Source organism: uncultured Marivirga sp. (genome assembly GCF_963974845.1).
GTDB lineage: Bacteria > Bacteroidota > Bacteroidia > Cytophagales > Cyclobacteriaceae > Marivirga > Marivirga harenae.
This window is the reverse complement of record NZ_CAXBEQ010000006.1, coordinates 107,588-129,067: the sequence shown is the minus strand read 5'-3', so window position 1 is coordinate 129,067 and position 21,480 is coordinate 107,588. Positions and strand designations below refer to the sequence as shown.

Genomic DNA, 21,480 nt, shown 5'->3' with positions numbered 1-21,480 from the left:
TGCTAAAATAAAAATCTGTCCCTGTGGATTAAATCTATTTCTATTTGTTCTCAAACATTTTTCAACTTTATCGTTTATTTGCAGTATGGATTTTAAAATCATAAGTGAATATCAACCTACCGGGGATCAGCCAAAAGCAATAACCGAACTTCAAAAAGGAGTTGAAGATGGGGAACAAGATCAGGTACTTTTAGGTGTAACTGGCTCTGGAAAAACATTTACTATAGCAAATTTAGTGGAGCGAGTTCAAAAACCCACCTTGGTTTTAAGCCATAATAAAACATTAGCTGCGCAACTTTACGGTGAATTCAAGCAGTTTTTTCCCGAAAATGCTGTAGAATATTTTATTTCTTATTATGACTACTATCAGCCTGAAGCTTTTATTCCTTCCAGTAATGTTTATATCGAAAAAGATTTATCGATTAACGAAGAAATTGAAAAATTAAGGCTAAGTGCAACATCTTCACTACTGTCGGGTAGGAGGGATGTGATTGTTGTAGCCTCTGTTTCTTGCATTTACGGTATCGGTAATCCCGATGAATTTGGCAAAAATATTATTCGTTTACAGGAAGGTGACAAGGTTGCACGCAACCAATTACTTTTTGCCTTTGTAGATATCCTATACAATAGAACTACGGCTGAGTTCAAAAGAGGCACCTTTAGGGTAAAAGGAGATACTGTTGATATTTATGTCGCTTATGCTGACTTTGCCTACAGAATTATGTTCTGGGGAGACGAAATAGAGTTCATTCAAAGAATTGATCCTGAAAGCGGAAAGAAAATCTCAGATGAAAAAATTATTAGCATTTTCCCCGCTAATCTATTCGTTACAGGTAAAGATGTATTACACCAAGCCATCAAGGAAATTCAAGACGATATGGTGGAACAGGTGAAATTTTTTGAAAGAGACGGCCGATTTTTGGAGGCAAAACGTCTGCAAGAAAGGACTGAGTTCGACATAGAAATGATGCGTGAATTGGGCTACTGCTCTGGGGTAGAAAATTACTCTCGATATTTTGATAGGAGAACTCCCGGCACTAGGCCGTTCTGCCTTTTGGATTATTTTCCTGATGACTTTTTGATGGTAATTGATGAGAGTCATGTAACTGTCCCACAGGTCAGGGCAATGTATGGCGGAGATCGAGCCAGAAAAATAAACCTTGTAGATTACGGCTACAGATTACCTTCTGCGATGGACAATAGGCCCTTGAAATTTGATGAATTTGAAAACTTAATCGGCCAGACAGTTTATGTAAGTGCCACTCCTGCTGAATATGAGTTAAGAAAAACGGAAGGAACAGTGGTTGAACAAGTAATTAGGCCAACAGGATTACTCGACCCAGAAATTGATGTCCGTCCAAGCGGCAATCAAATTGATGACTTGTTGGAAGAAATTGATGAGCGGGTGAAGTTAAATGAGCGAGTTTTATGCACAACTTTAACCAAACGAATGGCGGAAGAACTACATAAATTTCTGGGGAGAGCTGGCATTAAATCAAGATATATTCATTCGGAAGTGGACACCTTGGATCGGGTAGAAATCCTGAGAGATTTACGTTTAGGTGAGTTTGATGTACTAGTTGGGGTGAATTTATTACGAGAAGGCCTTGATCTACCAGAGGTTTCTTTAGTCGCTATATTAGATGCGGATAAAGAAGGATTTTTAAGAAATCAGCGTTCTTTAGTACAAACCATTGGTCGTGCAGCTCGAAATGAAAAAGGAAAGGTCATCATGTATGCCGACAAAATTACAGATTCGATGCAACAAGCCATGGATGAAACTAACAGAAGAAGAGCAATCCAAAAAGCATATAACGAAGAGCATGGAATTACTCCCAAAACAATATTTAAATCTAGAGAAAGTATACTGGGACAAACTGTGGCGGTTGATTCGAAAAAAACTTCACAACAGAAATATTATGCTGGTATAGAGGAAACTTCAGTCGCTGCAGATCCTGTGGTCCAGTATATGGATAAGCCCGCTTTGGATAAAATGATTGCTGCTACCAAAAAGAAAATGGAAAAAGCAGCGAAGGATTTGGACTTTATCGAAGCTGCGAGATTACGTGATGAATGGCAAGAACTACAGAAATTAAGAGAAAAGAAATGACTTTCTGATAATACTAAAAGATTATCTTTACAAAAAATTAACAAATATGAAAATTAGAATAATAAGTACTTTCATTTTAAGCATTTTCACATTTTCTCAAGCTTTGGCATGGGGGCAAACTGGACATAGGGCAGTGGGAGAAGTGGCTTCCTTTTATCTGAAAAGAAAGGTAGAAAAGCGAATTAACGAGATTTTAAGCGGAGAATCTATAGCTGTAGCAAGTGTATGGATGGACAATATCAAATCTGATGACAGCTGGGATTACGCTAAACCTTGGCATTATGTTACTATTCCTGATGGAATGACGTATGATGAGACTGAGAAGAGCCCGGACGGGGACATCATTATGATGATTGAGAAAATCACAAAAGAGTTAAAAACTGGATCTTTAGATTCGAAAAGTGAACAAGAAAAACTTAAGATGTTAATTCATTTGGTTGGCGACATTCATCAGCCTTGTCATGTTGGAAATGGTGAAGACGTTGGCGGAAATGCCGTTAAGGTCAAATGGTTTGGGCAGAACTCAAATCTTCACAGAGTTTGGGATAGCGAAATGATTGATTCCAAAGCATTTAGCTATACAGAACTGGCTGATGCTGTAAACATCACTACAAAAGAGGAAATAAAAACTCTTCAGAAAAATACAATAGACGTCTGGTATCAAGAAGCAATGGATCTAAGAGGTCAAGTGTACAGTTTACCCGAAGACATGTATTTAGGCTATGAATACAGCTATAAGAATTGGGCTACAGTTCAAGATCAAATTAAAAAAGCAGGAATTAGATTAGCTGGACTACTGAACGAAATATATGGATAAGCCAGTCAGAAGTGAAGCAAAACATTGTTTCACTTCTCTTTAATCAAGATAAAATCACCTTCAACTTCAATTTTAATAAATCCATCTTTTTCTAAGTAAAAGCCTTTTCCATCCTTGCTTAAATTTTCAATAGCTACTATATCATTATTTAGAATATCAATTTTATAATTCTTAGGATACCACTTCCTAAACTTATAATTGGGAATTAGCGTGTATTTCCCGTTGTCAGTAAAAAATATAATTGGGATCAAAAACTTCACTGCCTTTTTATCATCAATCAGTTTGCTCATTAAATCTGAATCACAAAATATGTAAATAGCAGTGTATTTCTTGCCCTCAGCCCAATTATTAATGCTCCAAGCCAAATTTGAGGAATTGTAAACAAGACTTCCATTATCTCTTATGTCAACCTCCTCTTCCTGACTTACCAAAAATCCATCCACCTTCGTTTGCTTACTGCTAAATACCACTTCCATCTCGGGAGCGATCAATAAAATAGGAGACCAAGCTAACAATTCGGAAATCTCGTTCCAATTATCAAATAATTCAAATACTAATACCGGGGGCTCTTGTTCATCCCTTATGATATGGTGAGAAGACATATTTTAGTTATATTAATAATAATTCATTTAAACCAATGATAAGATAAATTCATTTTGTAAAATTACAGTGGAAATAACATATTTTACATAAACAATTGCTAAAAGTGAAGTTTACCTCTACTATCATAATAATATATTTACTTATTTTTTTGCCTCTTTCTATGAAAGGGCAAAATCAGACAATGATAGATAGCTTAAAGTCCACACTTTCTTCAGCGGGCCCTTCGAAAAAAATAGATATTTATAACCAATTAGCTTGGGAGTTCAGAAAATCATATCCTGATAGCACATTGCTCTATAGTCAAAATGCAATTGAAATTGCCTCCAAAAGTGCTGAACTAAATGAAAAAGTTGTAAAATCTCTAAATTTTAAGGGAGTCGGTCATTTTTATGAAGGTGAGAATATAAAAGCATTCGAACTTTATCAGCAAGCTAAAGATTCAGCTCTAATCTATGGTGATTCATTGCAATATGGTTATTCTCTTAATAATATTGGACGATTGTATTTTAATCAAGGAAACTACGTTGCTGCGTATGATAATTTTTTTCGAGCTTTAGAAATATTCGAAGCAGTACAAGATAGCATTTCTATGAGCTACGGGTACAAGAGTTTAGCAGAATTGTATCAATCTCAAAACAATCTAGAAAAGGCATTGGAAATGTCCTTAAAGACTGCTGAAATCCGTCAAATTTTTGATGACCCTTCTGGCATCATCTCCATTTATCTAGAAATTGCTGGTATTTATGGGCAAATGGAAAATTACAATTACAGCCTGAAATATTTTACCGAAGCATATGAAGTCGCTTCCACAATAAATGATGAGGCAAATCTGGCCATAATAAAATTGTCTATAGCAGAAATGAATACAAAGAGAGGGCAGCTAGCAATTGCATTAAACAATGCAAATGAAGCACTCGATTTTGCTTCAAAGGCAAAAAATATCAACCTAATTATTCAAGTTTATTCGCTTCTAGGAGAAATACATTATTACAGAAATGAATATCAGCAAGCATTAAAATACTTCGACAAGGTTAATCAGCTAGCTACAAATAATGATATTACCTACGAACAGGAAGCTTATTATTACATTTCCATGATTTCTGAAAAGCAAGGTGAAACCGAAAAGGCTTTTGATTACTTCAAAAGATATACGACATTGAAAGAAAAAACCGAAAACGTTAATACTGCTCGTGAAATTGAAAGATTAGAAGGAAGATTAGCTTTGGAAGCAAAGGAAAAGGAAAATGAGCTATTAAAAAAGAACGAAGAAACCTACAAACAAGTAATTCAAAATCAAAGAGCTTTCAACATAGCACTAACCGCCACTATTGTACTTGCCATCATTATATTAGTTATCATTTGGATTACAGCAAACAGAAGAAGAAAACTCAATCAAATTCTTCAGACAAAGAACATAAAAATAGAAGACCAGCAAAAAAAGATTACTCTTCAGAATAAAGAAATTAAGGCACAAAATGACGAGTTGATTATTAGAAACAAAGAATTAGATGACTTGAATAATGAGAAAGACTCTCTCTTGAGCTTGGTTGCCCACGATATGAAAGCCCCTTTCCATAGAATTAAAGGCTTAACTGAATTATTACGATTATCAGGACTAAATGAAGAGCAAAGTCAATATGTGGGTATGATTAGGAATAATGCTAAACACGGGGCGTATCTAATCAATGATTTACTGGATGTTAATTCTATTGTCACAGATAAAGAAGAATTAAAATCTGAAAGCTTTGAGTTGAAAAAGATACTGGATGATACCCTTTCAAACTTTTTGATCGAGCTCACCAACAAACAAATTGAATACAAAATAGAATGTGAGCCCGGTTTGAAAGTTAATACTGATAGGAATTATATCAATCGGATACTCGAAAATTTAATTTCCAATGCAATCAAATTTTCTAATTTAGAGTCTGAAATTATCCTACGAGCAGGAGTTATTAAAAATAACTTTTGGATTAGCGTCAAAGATTTTGGACCGGGCTTCACTGAAGATGATAAAAACAACCTTTTTAAGAAATTCAAAAAGCTGTCTGCAAAACCAACTGGAGGAGAAAGTTCAAATGGACTTGGATTGGCAATAGTTAAAACTCTAGTAGATCGGTTAAACGGAAAAATCAATCTGGAAACTGAACTAGGGAAATACAGTGAATTCACTATCTACTTCCCTATCTCTTAAAATATTAAATTAAAATCCCATCTTTCCTGATTTCCAACCATTAGTTTCTACATCATTTGCAGATTTCAATACTTTATCTTTCATTTCCTTTTTAAAACTCTCCAAGCTTTTAGAGACATTTTCATCAAAATTAGATACTATTTGAGCGGCTAAAATTCCAGCATTTTTTGCTCCATCTAATGCAACAGTTGCTACTGGTACCCCGCCAGGCATTTGTAAAATAGAAAGTACTGAATCCCAGCCATCAATGGAATTACTTGATTTTACTGGCACGCCAATTACTGGCAAGGTAGTGTAGGCTGCAACCATCCCAGGCAAGTGAGCAGCCCCTCCTGCACCAGCAATAATGGCATGAAAACCATTGCCCTTAGCTGACTTTGCAAAATCCATCATTCTTTCCGGAGTTCTGTGTGCAGATACAATTGTTAGCTCATAGCTAACGTTCAATTCATCTAAAACTTTAGCCGCCTCACTCATTACTTTCAAATCTGACTGGCTACCCATTATGATGGCTATTTTCCCTTTTTGACTCATGCTTTTACCTTTAATGTTGATTTAACGATTTCGATCTTTCTTTTTAGTGAAGTCAAGCTTGGATCAGTAATGGTAACATGTCCCATTTTTCTAAATGGTTTAGTTAATTTCTTACCATATAGATGAACCGATGCCCCTGATATTCTCATGACATCTTCCATCCCCTCATACATTGCATCTCCTGTAAATCCGTCTTCACCCAAAACATTTACCATAGCAGAGCTGATTTTAGTTGAAGTATCACCAAGCGGAAGATTCAAAATGGCTCTAAGGTGCTGGTCATACTGCGACACAAAGTTGCCTTCAATGCTTTGATGTCCGCTATTGTGAGGTCTTGGTGCGATTTCATTTACCAAAATTTCATTATCATTGGTTAAGAACATTTCCACGGCTAAAATCCCTACCATTTTCAATTTCTTGATGATATCAACTGCTACGTTTTTAGCCTTTTCTGCTTCCTGTTTATCAATTATTGCAGGTGAAAGCAAGTATTCTACTAAATTATGTTCCGGGTGAAAAACCATCTCAACCACTGGAAATGAATTCACTTCTCCATCCTCATTCCTACTGACAATTACCGCCAGCTCCTTTTTGAATGGAACAAATTCTTCTAGCAGTGATGGGGCATCGAAGCCCTTTTCTATATCGTCCTGAGATTTAATTACTTGTACCCCTCTTCCATCGTAGCCCCCTTTACCAATTTTATGGACTGCAGGCAGTTTTTCAATATGCTCCTTTAAATCAGCTTTGTTGTCAGTTAGTACGAATGGGGAAGTCGGGATTCCGTTGTCTTTATAGAATTGCTTTTGAACCCTTTTGTCTTGGATCATTTCAATAATATCTGGTTGAGGATAAACCTTGACACCTTCAGATTGAAGCTTTTTCATTGCTTTGATATTGACTTTCTCAATTTCAATAGTCAAAACATCACACTCTTTGCCAAATTCGTACACCGAGTCATAATCTTCTAAATCACCAACTCTAAAATCAGCTACCAAATTTGAGCATGGAGCATGTTGATCGGGATCCATCATCTTCAAGTCAATATTGATATTGATGGCACTTTGTAAAAGCATTCTGCCTAATTGACCTCCACCTAAAACTCCAACTTTTAAATTTGTATTAAAACTCATAATGCAATTTTGAATAATTTAGAAAACAAATATAATATTTATAAATATCTATTAAACATTACAAATGCCTAACAATGCGGAAAACTCCACTTAGCTCCATTTTTTGAAAAAAACAGACATAAAAAAAGCCTTTCGGTATAGTGAAAGGCTATTGAAAAGTATACTATGAAAGGCTTATTTACCTTTTACATCTTTTATTTTATCTGCATTTATTTCCACTTTCAAGATAAATAAATCAAATTCTTCATCGATAGGTAAAAATTTATAAACCAATTTCTCCCCTGTTTTTCTCGCAATGTCAATTAAACCAAGACCGGCTCCTCCCTTATCAGAAAGCTTACCATGCTTAATCTGTTGCATGTACATTTTTTTCAGTTCATCAGCACTGGCGGCATTTACTTCATCAATAGCAGATCTTAAATCATCTACCTTGTCTCTTGCTACTTTATTGCTAGTGATTACATAATAAATATCTTCTTTATTACCAATCACAAATAAACCATTCCCAATTTGAGCATCAGTAATTTCATCGGAATGCTTATTCATGTTTTGCAGAGTTTCTACCATTACGTGGTAAACCCTCTTTTTAACATATCTATCTTCCTTTTTACGCTCCATGTCTGATTCTGCCATAGAGGTAAACATCTTAGTAATTTCATGGTTGAACTCTCCCAAATAGACTAACGAAATTCCATTTCCTTGCATTTCAGAAAATAGACTTAGTACTGATTTGATGAAATTTACATTTAAATCCATCTTGTTTTCATTTATGTTATCTATCATCAATAATTAGATTTTATTTCTTTTTTTATAAGATACTTCTAACTTTTTCCAAATTAGTAGATTTTTTTTGAAAAATCAGTCAATTCCCAAATCAATTGTATCAATTGTATTTTTACTGTTCTTTTTTGCCCTTGTTTTGCCCTTATTTACATTTCCAAAGGTATGATTAATACCAAATCTAAAATCAACTGCTCTACCTTGCATGGGGTTTACAATAGATAATAAATCGTTGGTTGCCAGGACAATCTGGAATGGTACTAAATTCAATGTCACCCCTGTCCCAAAATTGTTTACTCTACCATTCATTAGAGTTGCCGAAAAAGCAAAATTAAAGAACGTGCCTGCCTGAAAGTTATACATACCCGTAAAAGCTGGAATCAATGTGCCTCTATATAATTCAGAATACAATATAGCCGAAGCTGTCTGTCTTCTACTTAATTGATAAGACGCCCCTGCATAGATTCTCGCAGTCAAGGATGTTGCAAATGATTCATCTGTGGTTTCAGCTATTTCCAAATCATTTATAACACTATCAAAATCATTGATAACTGAGATATCTTCTCCGTTTATTAATTCAACAACATCGATCCCACTAAAATTATACTGAAATGAAGGGACAGCTAATTTTGTGGCATATTGGCTATTCCAATTAATAAATCCTAAATCATTCAGACTAGCAAAAAATCTTATCTTCCTGCTGAATTCATAGGTGGCTCCCAGATCCAATCCAAAGCCACCATTTGAAAGCACAGAGCTTCTGATATCATCACTTTCAAAATCTTCATCAGAAACTGAAGCAGCAATCCCTGCAGTTCTAATATCAAATTGATTGACGTCTATTGCGAGAGAATCCCCTCTAAAATCCTTATTCCCGTAAGTTCTTAATCTAGCATCAAAGTTTTTAATATCAGCGTATCCATGGCCAATTAAATATTTAATTCTTATTCCTGCCGTCATTTTTCCTCCCAAAATCTCTCGTCCGTGAGATACTCCTATCTCAGTGTAACCCATTAATTTAGTCGAAAATCTATTTAAATCAAGAAGCCCATCCTTCAATTCATCACTAGCGTTTCCTAAGACCGCAAACTGAAAGAACTCTCTTGGGAGGCTAACTCTAGCTGTAGTTCTAGTATTAATGCTTACTGCAGTATAGCTAGTTAAGCCTCGTATTCCTAAGTGAAACAAATTAATATTATTGTTCGAGCTAATCCTATTATTGCGTTTTATAGCACTAAGAATATTATTTGAATTTAGACTACCGTCCTCATCTTTTGTATTTAACAGTTCAAGGTTTGTAAAATTTTGTGCCGTATTAATATGAAATCCGGACAAGCCAGGAAGACCGAAGGAAAATTTGTAGTCAGGTAAAATTGCAGGATTTAAATTATTCGCCTGTGGCAAGGTCTTGTTAAGTCCATAAGAAATCATATCAGATTGTGCCAAAGCCTTGCTGCCATTCCAAATAAACAATATCAATAATGAGCTATATATAATCTTTTTCATAATTCCCCGGATTAAAAGTTTACATTATATTTAGCCTGAACCGCCAAATTAAATTGAACTGAAGCATCGGAAGTTATCCGAACTACACTACTACCATTATTGGTAGTTGCGACAGTAGCCCTAATCCCAACTCTTTTAACTTCCTTCAAATCCTGTAGTTCGTTTGAACTAGTACTAGGATTATCCTCTAATCTTATAATATCATTAATAGTCGTTGGTTGATCTTCCGTGCCCCCTGCCAAAAACTTACCATCGAATAAGTTCATTACAACAGTACTATCTTCATCTAATAAATCTGCAGTGAAGTCTAGGTCAATTGGTAAAGAATTTTCAGAGGTGAACTTGAATAAAGCATATTGTAACTCTTGGGTATCGATGCCTTCCAACGAAACGGTCTCATTGATTTCCAGACCACTTAAACTAAATTCCAGAGGCAAATTAATTTCATACCCCACTTGAATGTACGAGTCCCTTGTTACGAAATTATTAGGAATATCATTAGGGTCAATTAAACCATCAATTTGCAAGCTAACCGAATCAGGCATATTATTAATTAGGTTTTTAAATACATTGTCGAAGTTCACCTCTGATACAGCAACAGAGCCTTCTTCGGAAGCTTCTAAATCGATGGCATTGTTTATTGGCTCTTCAGTAGATTCCCCATTTTTAAAGGATGTGAAATTATTTACATCAAAACGAACCGGCAGCCCCATTGAATTAGAAAACATTATTCTAAATTGTGGATTCTCAAAATAATATTCTATATCATTTAATAGCTCACTATCATCCAAAAAGTCTGTTTGAACTGTATTTGATTCAGTACTAATATTTTGAGAGCTTAAATCTCCGTAAAGTGCTCCAAAATCCATATCCTGAAACCCTATATTTACATCTAAGCTGTTCACTCCAAAAACTAAGTCTTGATTAACTCTGGAAAGGGATAGTTCAAAGGAAAGCTGTACCTGCCCTTGAGTAGGGTCAGCATTAAAGCTAAAGGCAATATCGTTAAACTGATTTACACTTTGGTCCGTGGATATAGGGTTAAACCCATCATAAATAAAATTTTGATTATAATCCAATATAGAATTGTCGTTAGGATCTTCCATTGAAAATGATAAATCTACATTGGCAGGAAAATCTTCTTCCACTTCTATTGCAACTTCACCCGCGTCAATTACGATTTCATCTAAATTTGCCGGATTTGGATAATCAATCATTACTTCTCGCAATACCGTTACTTCACCATTCGAATTGAACAAATCAATTTCTTCTTCTGTCAAAATGATAGGAGGAACATTTAAGGACGTATTGTTTAAAGTGTAATATTCTGAAGCGGATTGACTAAACAAACTATCATCAGAAATGGAAATCACAATTGTCCTATTGGCATCAGTCGTAAAATCAATACTGCTGGAATTTGATTCTAATATTTCCGTAAGCGTAAACTTTGAATCAATCAAGGGAATCCCAAGTTCTGGGCTCCATTTAATGTCTTCAACAGACAATTCACTCAGCTCAGAATAGCAACCACCAATAAAAACTGATGCAAAAAGTGCCAAATAGAAGCCCGATTTTCTGAAAATCCATTTCATATTATTAAATTTTGATTCAAATCTACCTAAAATTGAATGATTACTATAAAATATAGAAATAAAAATATATGGAAAAATCAATGTTTTTTATAGGAATTTGCCCTCCTCATCCATTAGAAAGGGAAGTTCATGGAATTAAACAGGAGTTTTATCAAAAATATGGGATCAAGGGCGCTTTTCGTTCAAAAGCACATATTACGCTACAAATGCCTTTCAAATTGGCTATCAGTAAAGAAGATCTTTTTTTATCAGCATTAACACAACTTTTACAAAATCAAAAAAACTTTACTGTTCAGCTTAAGGATTTTGGATGTTTTGAACCAAGGGTAGTTTTTATTAACGTAAGGGATGATTTTGATCTCAATGAACTACAAAAATCGGTTGCGAACTTTATGAGGCAATTTCAAATTTTTAATGATACACACAGAAAAAATGGCTTTGCCCCTCATATAACAATCGCATTTCGTGATATGAAAAAACCTATCTTTTATGAGATTTGGAGTGAGGTTAAAGATCGCACTTTTCAGAATTCATTTTTGGCCGATTCGCTAATTGTCTTCAAACATAATGGCAAAGCTTGGGATATATTTAAGGAAATCAAATTTGGTTATACTTGATAATTGCAGTTTCCAAAATCCTTCTTTACTTTAGTATTTAACTAAAGCCTTACTCAATAATGAAGCAAAAAATCAGAATATGGCTTCGGAATTTTTTTGGATTTTCAAGAACTGAGACCAACGGATTTATAATTCTCGTCCTTTTGATGCTTATCATACTTGCCGCACCGTTTGCTTCTCGTCAACTATATAATATTTACAGCAAGAGCGTACAGTCTGCAGACGACAAAAAACAGCTAAAATCTCTAATGGCGGAGCTTAAAAATTCAGTGGAGATTAAAACAGTAGAAAACAATAAAGAAATCTTTAAAACATTTGATCTAAATAAATCTAGCGTTCCTCAGCTGATTTCAGCAGGCTTTCCTGAATACCTTGCCGAGAGGATCGTAAAATACCGAAAAAAGATAAAACCCTTTGAGTCAAAATCAGAGCTTTTGAAAATATACGGAATGGATAGCTCCTTGTATGAGAAAATTCATCCGTTTATAATGCTTACGAAAATTACACCTAAAGCTGAAGAGAAATTTGAAACTGGTAGTAACAAGGACAACACGATTAAGAAAGAAAAAGACACTAAACGAACGACTGAAAAAGTAAAAATCCAACGATTCGATATTAACAAAGCAGATACTGCCCAATTGCAAAATATATTTGGTATAGGTCCTGCTTACTCACAACGGATTACCAAATATCGAGATTATTTAGGTGGCTTTAATTCTCTGGATCAGCTTGAAGAGGTATATGGATTAAAGAAAGAAAATTTAGATTCTCTTCTCAAGTATGTCTTTATTGAACAGAAAAAAAACTTAAAGCAACTTAAAGTTAATCAACTTAATGCTGACAGTTTGGTACAACATCCGTATATTTCCTACAAAGAAGCAAATGTGATTATCAATTACAGAAATCAACATGGGAAATTCAATTCGAGTGAGGACCTACATTCCATCATGATTTTGGATAGTAGCTGGGTGCAAAAAGTAAGCCCTTATCTTTCATTTGAGTAGTCAATTTCAAAACTCACTTACAAAAAAGCCAATATTTTCTTAACTTGATTCTTTGCTAATTATTAATATATGCACGACATCCTAAGGTATTATTTAAAACGGCTAACGAATCTTTCCGGCACCAATAGGTCACTCCTACTGTTGCGCTTGATTTCTGACCAAACCTTAGATTTACATGACTTCGATTTCCTGTTAAATAAAAGTTCTTTTTCCTTAATAGAGGATTTAATTTCAAGAAAGAAACACATTCCTCTTTCTGCCATCTCAGATCCCCGGCTCGAAAAAAATAATATCATGAGCAGGAAGTTGAAAAAGTTAAAGAGAATTGAAAAATTTATATATGACGAAAGAGGAGCAAAAGACCTTTATGTTGGATGGCCTTTTGTTAGAGGCAAATTTCAGGGCGGAACCTCTGTTCGCTGCCCACTTATTTTTTTTCCTATTGAAGTAAATGAAGTGAATGGTCAATGGGTGATGGAGTTAAGAGAAGATGTCAATATCACCTTCAATAAATCGTTCCTATTAGCCTATGCGCATTTTCATGGAATTAAAATAAGCGATGAGCTTATAGAGAAAGTATTTGAAATCTATGATCCTGATAGCAGAGTCTTCAGAACTGATTTGTATCAAATTTTTAAAGAAAGTCCTATAGAACTCAACTTCAATCAAGATAATTTTATGGATGTACTGCATCGCTTTAAGGATTTTAAAAAATCTGATTTTGAAACTTACGAGAAAGAAGGCGAACTTAAGCTGTATCCAGAAGCAGTCATTGGGATTTTCCCGCAAAGTGGTTCTTACTTAGTACCGGATTATACATACCTTCTAGAAAAAGATCAGGAAGTTAAAGATATAGAAGAGTTTTTCTTAAGTAGAAACCCAGATAAACAAACCGAAGATCCTTCTGATTACTCCCAACGGTATCGATTTATTGAGAGCGTCAAGGAAGAGGAAACCTTCACCGTATTCCCTATGGATGCCTATCAGGAAAATGCCCTGAAAGCGGTGAAGAAAGGGAATTCATTAGTAGTGCAAGGCCCTCCCGGAACTGGAAAGTCTCAATTGATAAGTAATTTAGTAACGGACTTCATTGCCCGAGGTAAACGAGTATTGGTGGTTTGCCAAAAAAGAGCTGCCCTTGATGTAATTCATGAGCGCATGAAGTCAATTGATATGCAACCCTTCGTAGCCCTAGTACATGATTTCAAGAACGATCGAAAAGCTATATTCGAACAAATCCAAAATCAAATTGACAGATTAGAAGAGTATGAAGCCAAAAATAATGGCCTAGATTCTGTGCAAATTGAAAGAGAATTTCTGAAAACCAGCAGAATTATTGATCAGATTGTTGAAGAAAAAGAGGAATATAGATTGGCATTATTTGATGAATCAGAATGTGGTATTTCCGCTAAGGAGCTCTATTTAAATTGCGATTTTAATGATACTAAAATCAATTTAAAGCAGATTCACCGGCACTTTCATAAAAAACAAATTGAAGACTTCGCTAAGAAACTAGTTCATTTTCAAACCTATGTGGATGATTTCAGTAAGGATGATTTCATTTGGCAAGATCGTGTGAATTTCAAAAACTTTGATCTGAGTGACAAAGCGGAGATTGTAAAATTGTTGGAAAAAATTCCGTCCTATTTCCAACAGACGTCTGAAAAATCAAAGAAACTGGTTGGTTCATCAATGAGCTTGAAAGAATTTGAAGATGTAGTGGAGCATCAAGAAAAATTAAATCAACTCGAAGAATTACTAAATACAACTGCTTATCAATACTTACTTCACATGTTCAATTATTCTGATGACAATACAAATGCCTTATGGCTCAGCAATGTCCAAAGGGTACTAAATGATTGTTATAAAGATGGTGGAATTGAAAGCAGTTTGCAGTCAAAAGATTTAGGGAGTTTACAAAAAATCATCCAGTTAAGAAGACAATCTCGAAAAAGACCTACCAAGTGGATCCATTGGCTACTATTTGCGAAAGAGAAATACTTTTTGAAAAAGGTCTTGCTAGCCAACAGCCTTCCCGTGAATAGTGCAGGAGTAAAAGACTTGGAGAAACGACTGGATAATCGCCTCAATTTTGAGCATAATATGACGAAACTCAAAAAACAAACATGGTTAAAAGATATTCCATCGACCAAAAATCAGATGGAACTAAATCATTGGTTTCAAGAGCAAACTCAAGCTATAAAGTCGAAAGAAATTATAAGCTCTTTCACTAATTTCAAAGCATTTTCCTTAATTGAAGGAAAAACCCTATCAGAATTCTTAGAAAAAATTAAGGCTATTATTCAATTATCTGAGGATACTATTAAAGAGAAAAATGAATGGAAACGGTATCTCACTAGAACCCAAATTGATCAGCTAGAACAAGAAAGATTACCGCAGACTTACATTAAAACATTCCAAAGGCACTTTGATGAACTAGTTCAATTTGACCAGCTTTATGAAAGTTTAGAGAATCATGAGAAAGAGGTAGTAAAGCTACTAAATGAAAGTGAAGTCACTATTGATCATCATAATATTAAAGCCATTTTCTTGAACAGCATTTATTTAGAATGGATCAATCATATTGAAACCAAGTATCCAATTTTACGAGAGGTCTCCACAAGAAAATTTGATAAACAAACTGATGATCTCCAATATGAAATTGAAAGTAAATTAAAATTAAGTACTGATATTCTTAACCTAAAAGTACGGGAAAGGACATTTGCAAATGTTGAATATAACCGATTGAATAATCGGATTTCTTACAGAGACTTGAGCCATCAGGTTACAAAAAAACGACAAATATGGCCAATAAGAAGGGTTATTCAGGAATTTCAAGATGAATTGTTTGATCTTATACCATGCTGGATGGCTAGTCCTGAATCAGTTTCCGCTATTTTTCCCATGGAGGAAATTTTTGATTTGGTAATTTTTGATGAAGCCTCTCAATGCTTTGTTGAGAAAGGAATTCCTGCTATGTACAGAGGAAAGCAAGTGTTGGTAGCTGGGGATGATAAACAGCTAAGTCCAAATGACCTTTATAAAGTACGATGGGAAGAGGAAGAAGTGGACCATCCTGATTTGGAAATTGACTCTTTATTGGATTTGGCCAACAAATATGTAATGAACCTGCACTTGGCTGGACATTATAGAAGTAAATCATTAGATCTTATAGAGTTCTCTAACCGTCATTTCTACAAGAACCGACTCCGTTTACTGCCTGACTTCAATTATATTAACAAAGCTGACCCAGGAATTGATTATATCAAAGTAGAAGGTATTTGGGAACAAAATGCCAATGAAGTTGAAGCCCTGAATGTAGTAGATCTAATAAAGGAATATCTAAAAAATGAACCTGAAAAAGAAATAGGTGTAGTCACTTTTAATGCGCCACAACAAAGTCTGATTTGGGATATTTTAGAAGAACAGATTGCAAAAGGGCATCTAACTTTACCCAGCAAATTCTTTGTGAAAAATATTGAAAATGTTCAAGGTGATGAAAAAGATATCATCATTTTCAGCACCGGCTATGCTCCTGATAAGTCTGGCAGATTACGAATGCAATTTGGGAGCATCAATGCTCCAAAAGGAGAAAACAGATTGAACGTGGCTATCACGAGGGCCCGTGAGAAGGTAATCATCGTTAGTAGCTTGTTCCCTGACCAGCTCAAGGTGGATGATGCTAAAAACAATGGGCCGAAGCTCTTAAAATCTTACTTACAATATGCCTTAGATGTTTCCAAGGGTAACTTTAAACCTATGCCAAGTCCAGTCGATAGCTTCGAAAGTAGTTGGTTCCTAAAATTGAAGGTAAAAGAGAAGTTAGAAAACAGTATGAAAACCATAAAAGCAGAAGAAGAATTGCCTTTTGCTGATCTGAGTTTTAAGGATAAAGAGCAGTACAAAGGTTTGCTACTGTCTGATGATAATCTCTTTTACGACAATCCTTCGGTTAAAGACATCTTTGCTTATACTCCCTACCTATTATCAAAAATGAACTGGCCGTACATTCAAATCAAGAGTCGAAATTTCTGGAATGATAGGGAGGAGTTGATGGAAAGAGTTGTGCAATTTGTGAAAAGGAACGATTAAGTTTACCCAATTTAGGTTCTCGTATGACTGCCTGACGAGTCCGGAGCTAAAATATGTATATATATGAATAAGCATTTCTTTCATCTTCTTTCACTTCAGAATCACTTCTATTTATGATGCATGAACAAGAAAATTGCAGATTATGTAATACCCTGAGCCCCATGTTTCACATCACAAATGATAGATATTATTTCAAATGCCCAAATTGTGGTGGAATATTTTTATCTCAGTTATTTCTACCTAATGAAGCAAGAGAACTAGATCGTTATGAAGCCCACAACAATAATGTGAGAGATACTCATTATCGTCAATTCGTTTCTCCTATTACGGAAGCGATAATTGCTTATTTTAACAAACAACACATAGGATTAGATTTTGGTGCCGGTCCGGGTCCTGTGATCACCGCTGTTTTGCGAGAAAACGGATATCATGTGGAGACATACGATCCCTTTTTTGACAATAGGCCGGAAGTCCTCAACATAGCCTATAATTACATAGCTTGCTGTGAAGTAGCTGAGCACTTTCATCAACCGTACTTGGAGTTTGAACAGCTGAAGTCTCTGCTGAAGCCTGGTGGTAAACTATTTATTATGACTGACCTTTACAAAGAAAAAATCAATTTTGACAACTGGTACTATAAAGATGATCTGACACATGTGTTTTTCTACCAAAAACAGACTTTTAAATGGATTCAAGACTCGCTCGAGTTTCACGACTTAGAAATAAAAGGCAGGCTTATTACCTTCAGTAAATCATCAAATTCCTGACTTGTAAAGCTTTAAGTTTGATTTGATTAAATATAATTGTATATTATACAACACTAAACTATTTTTTCAATCATGGTCAAGAGCTATCAAGGAGCATTCATCAAAAAAGAATCGAAGCAACAAGAACAAAAAAGCGTCTCAGTTGCCGATTACATGGCTAGAAATCTTATCACTTTCAATCAGCATCAAACAATTTACGAAGCCATGGATATTTTGATGAAAAAGAAAATATCTGGTGGACCGGTTGTAGACGAGGAAAACAATCTAATAGGTGTGATTTCAGAAGGTGATTGCCTAAAAGAAATTGTTAAAGGCAAATACAATAATTCACCAAAACTACCTGGCTTAGTAAAAGATTATATGGCTACTAATATTATTCACATTGATCCCGACACGAATATTTTCGAGGCAGCCAATATGTTTCTTAGGATGCGGTTTAGAAGATTCCCTGTTTTAAAAGAGGGGAAATTAGTTGGACAAATAAGCCAACGCGATATAATGAGGGCAGTACGAGACAGTCAAGAAGTCAACTGGAAGCATTAAAAAAGCCGAAAAAATAATCTTTCGGCTTTCTTCATTATATGTCTACTTTGCAATTAGTCAGCAGCTAATGCTTCTGCTCCAGCTGTGATTTCTAATATCTCTGTTGTAATAGCTGCCTGTCTAGTTCTATTATAAGTCAATCTTAATTCTTTCAACAATTCACCTGCATTTTCTGTCGCCTTGTCCATAGCTGTCATTCGTGCTCCGTGCTCTGATGCGTTTGAATCTAAAAGCGCTTTAAATAATTGCGTCTTTAATGACGTTGGAATTAATTCCTTTTCTATATAATCTCTAGAAGGCTCGTATGAATACGCGTGATCTGTATCAGCTTCTCCTTCATTTTCTGCTCTAGCAATTGGAAGAAACTGTTCCTGATTCAGTACTTGAGTAGCAGCATTTTTGAACTCATTGTAAATGATTTCAACTTTATCATAAGTCCCCTTCTCAAATTCATCCATTACAAATTGTGCTGCTTCACTGACATCTTCAAAATTCAATCTATTAAATAGGTCAATGTAATCAGCATTATTGGGAAGCTTATTTCTCTTTAGAAAGTCTGCGGCCTTTTTACCAATTGTCATAAAATGCAAATTACCATTTTCCGCAATTGACTTGTATTCACCTTCCATTAAGCTTTTAACCCTACGTGTGACTGTACTATTAAAAGCTCCGCAAAGACCTTTATCAGAAGTTACCAAAATCAATAAAACCTTCTCTACAGTCCTTTCTTTAGCATAAGGATTGTTCATATCTTCCCCACTGCCACTTACGTTCTGTAGAATAGCAGATAGTTTTTGGGAATAAGGACGCATCATCGTGATTCTATCCTGCGCACGCTTCAACTTCGCTGCAGCCACCATTTTCATGGCTTTGGTTATTTGTTGTGTTGAAACAACTGAACTAATCCTATTTTTTACTTCCTTCAGATTTGCCATACAGCCTTTTATCTATTTTAACCTCTAATATTTAAAGGAAAAAGTTAATCTTAAAACGTAGTAAAGGAGCTATGCTTAGCTCCTTAAAAATATTAATATTTAGATGATAAATCGTCCGCTACCTTCTTCACTACTGCGATCAAATCATCATTAATTTTACCTGATTTAAAAGCATCAAGTGTCTCTTTCTCTTGGTTTTCCATCATCATGGCAAACTCCTTTTCGAAAGCTCTAACCTTATCAACAGGGACTCTATCTAAGAATCCTTTTGTAGAAGCAATAATAATCGCCACTTGCTGCTCCACAGCAACAGGAGAATACTGTCCTTGCTTCAAGATTTCTTGGTTTCGCTTACCTCTTTCAATGATTCTTTTCGTTGCTGGATCCAAATCAGAACCAAACTTAGAGAAAGCCTCTAATTCACGGAACTGAGCTTGATCTAGCTTCAAGGTACCAGATACTTTTTTCATTGATTTAATCTGCGCATTACCACCTACACGAGATACCGAAATACCAACGTTAATAGCGGGTCTAATACCAGCATTAAACAAATTGGTTTCTAAGAATATCTGACCATCTGTAATCGAAATTACGTTTGTTGGGATATACGCTGAAACATCACCCGCCTGGGTTTCAATAATTGGAAGCGCAGTTAAAGAACCTCCACCTTTTACTTTATCCTTCAAGGAAGGTGGCAAGTCATTCATATCTTTAGCAATAGTATCGTCATTAATAACTTTTGCAGCTCTTTCCAATAAACGAGAGTGTAAGTAAAATACATCTCCTGGATATGCTTCACGTCCTGGAGGTCTTCTTAATAGCAAAGAAACCTCACGATATGCAACCGCCTGTTTAGATAAATCATCATAAACAACCAATCCCGGACGACCTGTATCTCTGAAGTACTCACCGATAGCAGCACCAGCGAAAGGGGCAAAGAACTGCAAAGGAGCTGGATCAGCTGCAGAAGCTGAAACAATAGTAGTATAAGCCATTGCACCAGCTTTCTCTAACTCAGCAACGATTTGAGCTACTGTAGAAGCTTTCTGTCCGATAGCTACGTATATACAATAAACTGGATTGCCAGCATCATAGAATTCTTTTTGATTAATAATGGCATCAATCGCCACGGCCGTTTTACCAGTCTGACGGTCACCAATAATCAACTCCCGCTGACCCCTACCAACAGGAATCATAGCATCAATTGATTTAATACCCGTTTGAAGAGGCTCACTAACTGGCTCACGGAATATTACACCTGGAGCTTTACGCTCTAAAGGCATATCAAAAAGTTCACCTTCGATCGGCCCTTTTCCATCAATTGGCTGCCCCAAAGTATCAACTACTCTACCAGCAATGCCATCACCCACTTTAATTGAAGCAATTTTTCCTGTTCTTTTTACAGCATCGCCTTCTTTAATTCCTTGAGAGCTACCGAACAATACAGCACCAACGTTATCTTCTTCCAAGTTCAACACCAATGCTTGTAAGCCGTTTTCAAATTCCAACAACTCACCGGATTGTGCTTGTGTTAAGCCATAAATTCTTGCCACGCCATCACCAACTTGAAGGACGGTACCAACTTCTTCTAATTGAGCTTCTGTTTTGAAGCCTGAAAGTTGTTCTCTTAATATTGCTGAAACCTCGTCTGGTCTAACCTCTGCCATTATTCTATTATTATAGGTTAATTAATTTTTTAAATCTGTTTGATTAATTGATTTCGGGTTAATTCCCTTCTTAAATCATTCATCTTGCTTTGAATGGATTCATCAATTTGCTTATCACCCACGCGGATTAAAAAGCCACCAATCAAAGATTCATCTACTTTTTCGCTTAATTCAACCTCCTTACCGGAAATCTCTTTTACTATTTTAATCACTTCAGAACGCAAACTATCATCCAGTTTGAATGTAGTGCTTACTTCAGCAGTAATAATCCCCTTATGCTCATTATAAAGCTGCTTGAAAACTTTGGCCATTTCAGGTAAAACAGACTCCCTGTGTTTTCTTGAAACAATATCAAAAAACAAAGATGTCATTTCTTGTACCTTATCTTTGAATACCGCCCTTATAACAGCAGCCTTTTTCACGCTCTCCAAAATCGGATTATCTAACATAAGGATAAACTCTCTGTTTTCCTTACAGACCTTAGATAACAGCTCCATATCCGCCTTAATCTCTTCTAGCTGATTTTTCTCAACTGCGAGATCAATTAAAGATTTGGAATAACGGGATGCAATTCTATATTCTGACATTT

Annotated in this window: 17 protein-coding genes; 8 read left to right on the top strand and 9 right to left on the bottom strand. The window is 35.4% G+C overall.

What is annotated here, in order from left to right; translation table 11 throughout:
- The first annotated feature begins 85 nt into the window (after nt 1–85).
- Both uvrB and AAC601_RS14245 read left to right on the top strand, forming a co-directional pair.
- Nucleotides 86–2,110 carry an excinuclease ABC subunit UvrB gene (gene uvrB / locus AAC601_RS14250; RefSeq protein ID WP_340153645.1) on the top strand — a complete coding sequence of 675 codons (2,025 nt, stop codon included), beginning with the start codon at nt 86–88 and terminating at the stop codon, nt 2,108–2,110.
- A gap of 46 nt (nt 2,111–2,156) precedes the next feature.
- Complete coding sequence (locus AAC601_RS14245; protein WP_303271508.1) at nt 2,157–2,927, top strand: S1/P1 nuclease; 771 nt, start codon at nt 2,157–2,159, stop codon at nt 2,925–2,927.
- Between the two features lie 29 nt (nt 2,928–2,956).
- Here AAC601_RS14245 and AAC601_RS14240 read toward each other — a convergent pair whose 3' ends face one another.
- The gene (locus AAC601_RS14240; RefSeq protein ID WP_340153644.1) at nt 2,957–3,529 is read right to left on the bottom strand and encodes a hypothetical protein; all 573 of its coding nucleotides are present in this window, start codon (nt 3,527–3,529) and stop codon (nt 2,957–2,959) included.
- A 182-nt stretch (nt 3,530–3,711) separates the two neighbouring features.
- On the opposite strand from AAC601_RS14240, the gene AAC601_RS14235 reads away from it, so the two are divergent.
- Nucleotides 3,712–5,721, top strand: coding sequence for a tetratricopeptide repeat protein (locus tag AAC601_RS14235; RefSeq protein ID WP_340153643.1), 2,010 nt, complete (start codon nt 3,712–3,714; stop codon nt 5,719–5,721).
- 9 nt (nt 5,722–5,730) lie between these two features.
- Here AAC601_RS14235 and purE read toward each other — a convergent pair whose 3' ends face one another.
- The 5 genes from purE to AAC601_RS14210 all read right to left on the bottom strand — a co-directional run bounded on the left by purE (nt 5,731) and on the right by AAC601_RS14210 (nt 11,266).
- Nucleotides 5,731–6,255 carry a 5-(carboxyamino)imidazole ribonucleotide mutase gene (gene purE, locus AAC601_RS14230; RefSeq protein ID WP_303271505.1) on the bottom strand — a complete coding sequence of 175 codons (525 nt, stop codon included), beginning with the start codon at nt 6,253–6,255 and terminating at the stop codon, nt 5,731–5,733.
- Nucleotides 6,252–7,388 carry a 5-(carboxyamino)imidazole ribonucleotide synthase gene (locus AAC601_RS14225; protein WP_303271504.1) on the bottom strand — a complete coding sequence of 379 codons (1,137 nt, stop codon included), beginning with the start codon at nt 7,386–7,388 and terminating at the stop codon, nt 6,252–6,254. The genes purE and AAC601_RS14225 overlap by 4 nt, the downstream gene beginning before the upstream one ends.
- A gap of 174 nt (nt 7,389–7,562) precedes the next feature.
- Entirely contained in the window at nt 7,563–8,171 is a 609-nt protein-coding gene (locus AAC601_RS14220) for a SiaB family protein kinase (RefSeq protein ID WP_303271503.1), read from the bottom strand.
- A 75-nt stretch (nt 8,172–8,246) separates the two neighbouring features.
- Nucleotides 8,247–9,674, bottom strand: coding sequence for a DUF5723 family protein (locus tag AAC601_RS14215; RefSeq protein ID WP_340153642.1), 1,428 nt, complete (start codon nt 9,672–9,674; stop codon nt 8,247–8,249).
- A gap of 11 nt (nt 9,675–9,685) precedes the next feature.
- A complete protein-coding gene (locus tag AAC601_RS14210; RefSeq protein ID WP_340153641.1) occupies nt 9,686–11,266 on the bottom strand; it encodes a hypothetical protein in 1,581 nt (526 codons plus the stop codon).
- A 68-nt stretch (nt 11,267–11,334) separates the two neighbouring features.
- Here AAC601_RS14210 and AAC601_RS14205 point away from each other — a divergent pair, with 68 nt between their 5' ends.
- The 5 genes from AAC601_RS14205 to AAC601_RS14185 all read left to right on the top strand — a co-directional run bounded on the left by AAC601_RS14205 (nt 11,335) and on the right by AAC601_RS14185 (nt 18,289).
- Nucleotides 11,335–11,883, top strand: coding sequence for a 2'-5' RNA ligase family protein (locus AAC601_RS14205; RefSeq protein WP_340153640.1), 549 nt, complete (start codon nt 11,335–11,337; stop codon nt 11,881–11,883).
- 59 nt (nt 11,884–11,942) lie between these two features.
- Complete coding sequence (locus AAC601_RS14200) at nt 11,943–12,887, top strand: helix-hairpin-helix domain-containing protein (RefSeq protein WP_340153639.1); 945 nt, start codon at nt 11,943–11,945, stop codon at nt 12,885–12,887.
- 69 nt (nt 12,888–12,956) lie between these two features.
- On the top strand, nt 12,957–16,979 hold the full coding sequence (locus tag AAC601_RS14195; protein ID WP_340153638.1) for an AAA domain-containing protein: 4,023 nt from the start codon (nt 12,957–12,959) through the stop codon (nt 16,977–16,979).
- A gap of 161 nt (nt 16,980–17,140) precedes the next feature.
- Complete coding sequence (locus AAC601_RS14190; protein WP_340153637.1) at nt 17,141–17,746, top strand: class I SAM-dependent methyltransferase; 606 nt, start codon at nt 17,141–17,143, stop codon at nt 17,744–17,746.
- Between the two features lie 72 nt (nt 17,747–17,818).
- On the top strand, nt 17,819–18,289 hold the full coding sequence (locus AAC601_RS14185; protein WP_303271495.1) for a CBS domain-containing protein: 471 nt from the start codon (nt 17,819–17,821) through the stop codon (nt 18,287–18,289).
- A 53-nt stretch (nt 18,290–18,342) separates the two neighbouring features.
- Here AAC601_RS14185 and atpG read toward each other — a convergent pair whose 3' ends face one another.
- The 3 genes from atpG to atpH form a co-directional block, all read right to left on the bottom strand.
- Entirely contained in the window at nt 18,343–19,224 is an 882-nt protein-coding gene (gene atpG / locus AAC601_RS14180; RefSeq protein ID WP_303271494.1) for an ATP synthase F1 subunit gamma, read from the bottom strand.
- Between the two features lie 92 nt (nt 19,225–19,316).
- A complete protein-coding gene (gene atpA, locus AAC601_RS14175) occupies nt 19,317–20,891 on the bottom strand; it encodes a F0F1 ATP synthase subunit alpha (protein ID WP_303271493.1) in 1,575 nt (524 codons plus the stop codon).
- Nucleotides 20,892–20,920: 29 nt separating this feature from the next.
- Nucleotides 20,921–21,478 carry an ATP synthase F1 subunit delta gene (gene atpH / locus AAC601_RS14170; RefSeq protein ID WP_340153636.1) on the bottom strand — a complete coding sequence of 186 codons (558 nt, stop codon included), beginning with the start codon at nt 21,476–21,478 and terminating at the stop codon, nt 20,921–20,923.
- Nucleotides 21,479–21,480: the final 2 nt, after the last annotated feature.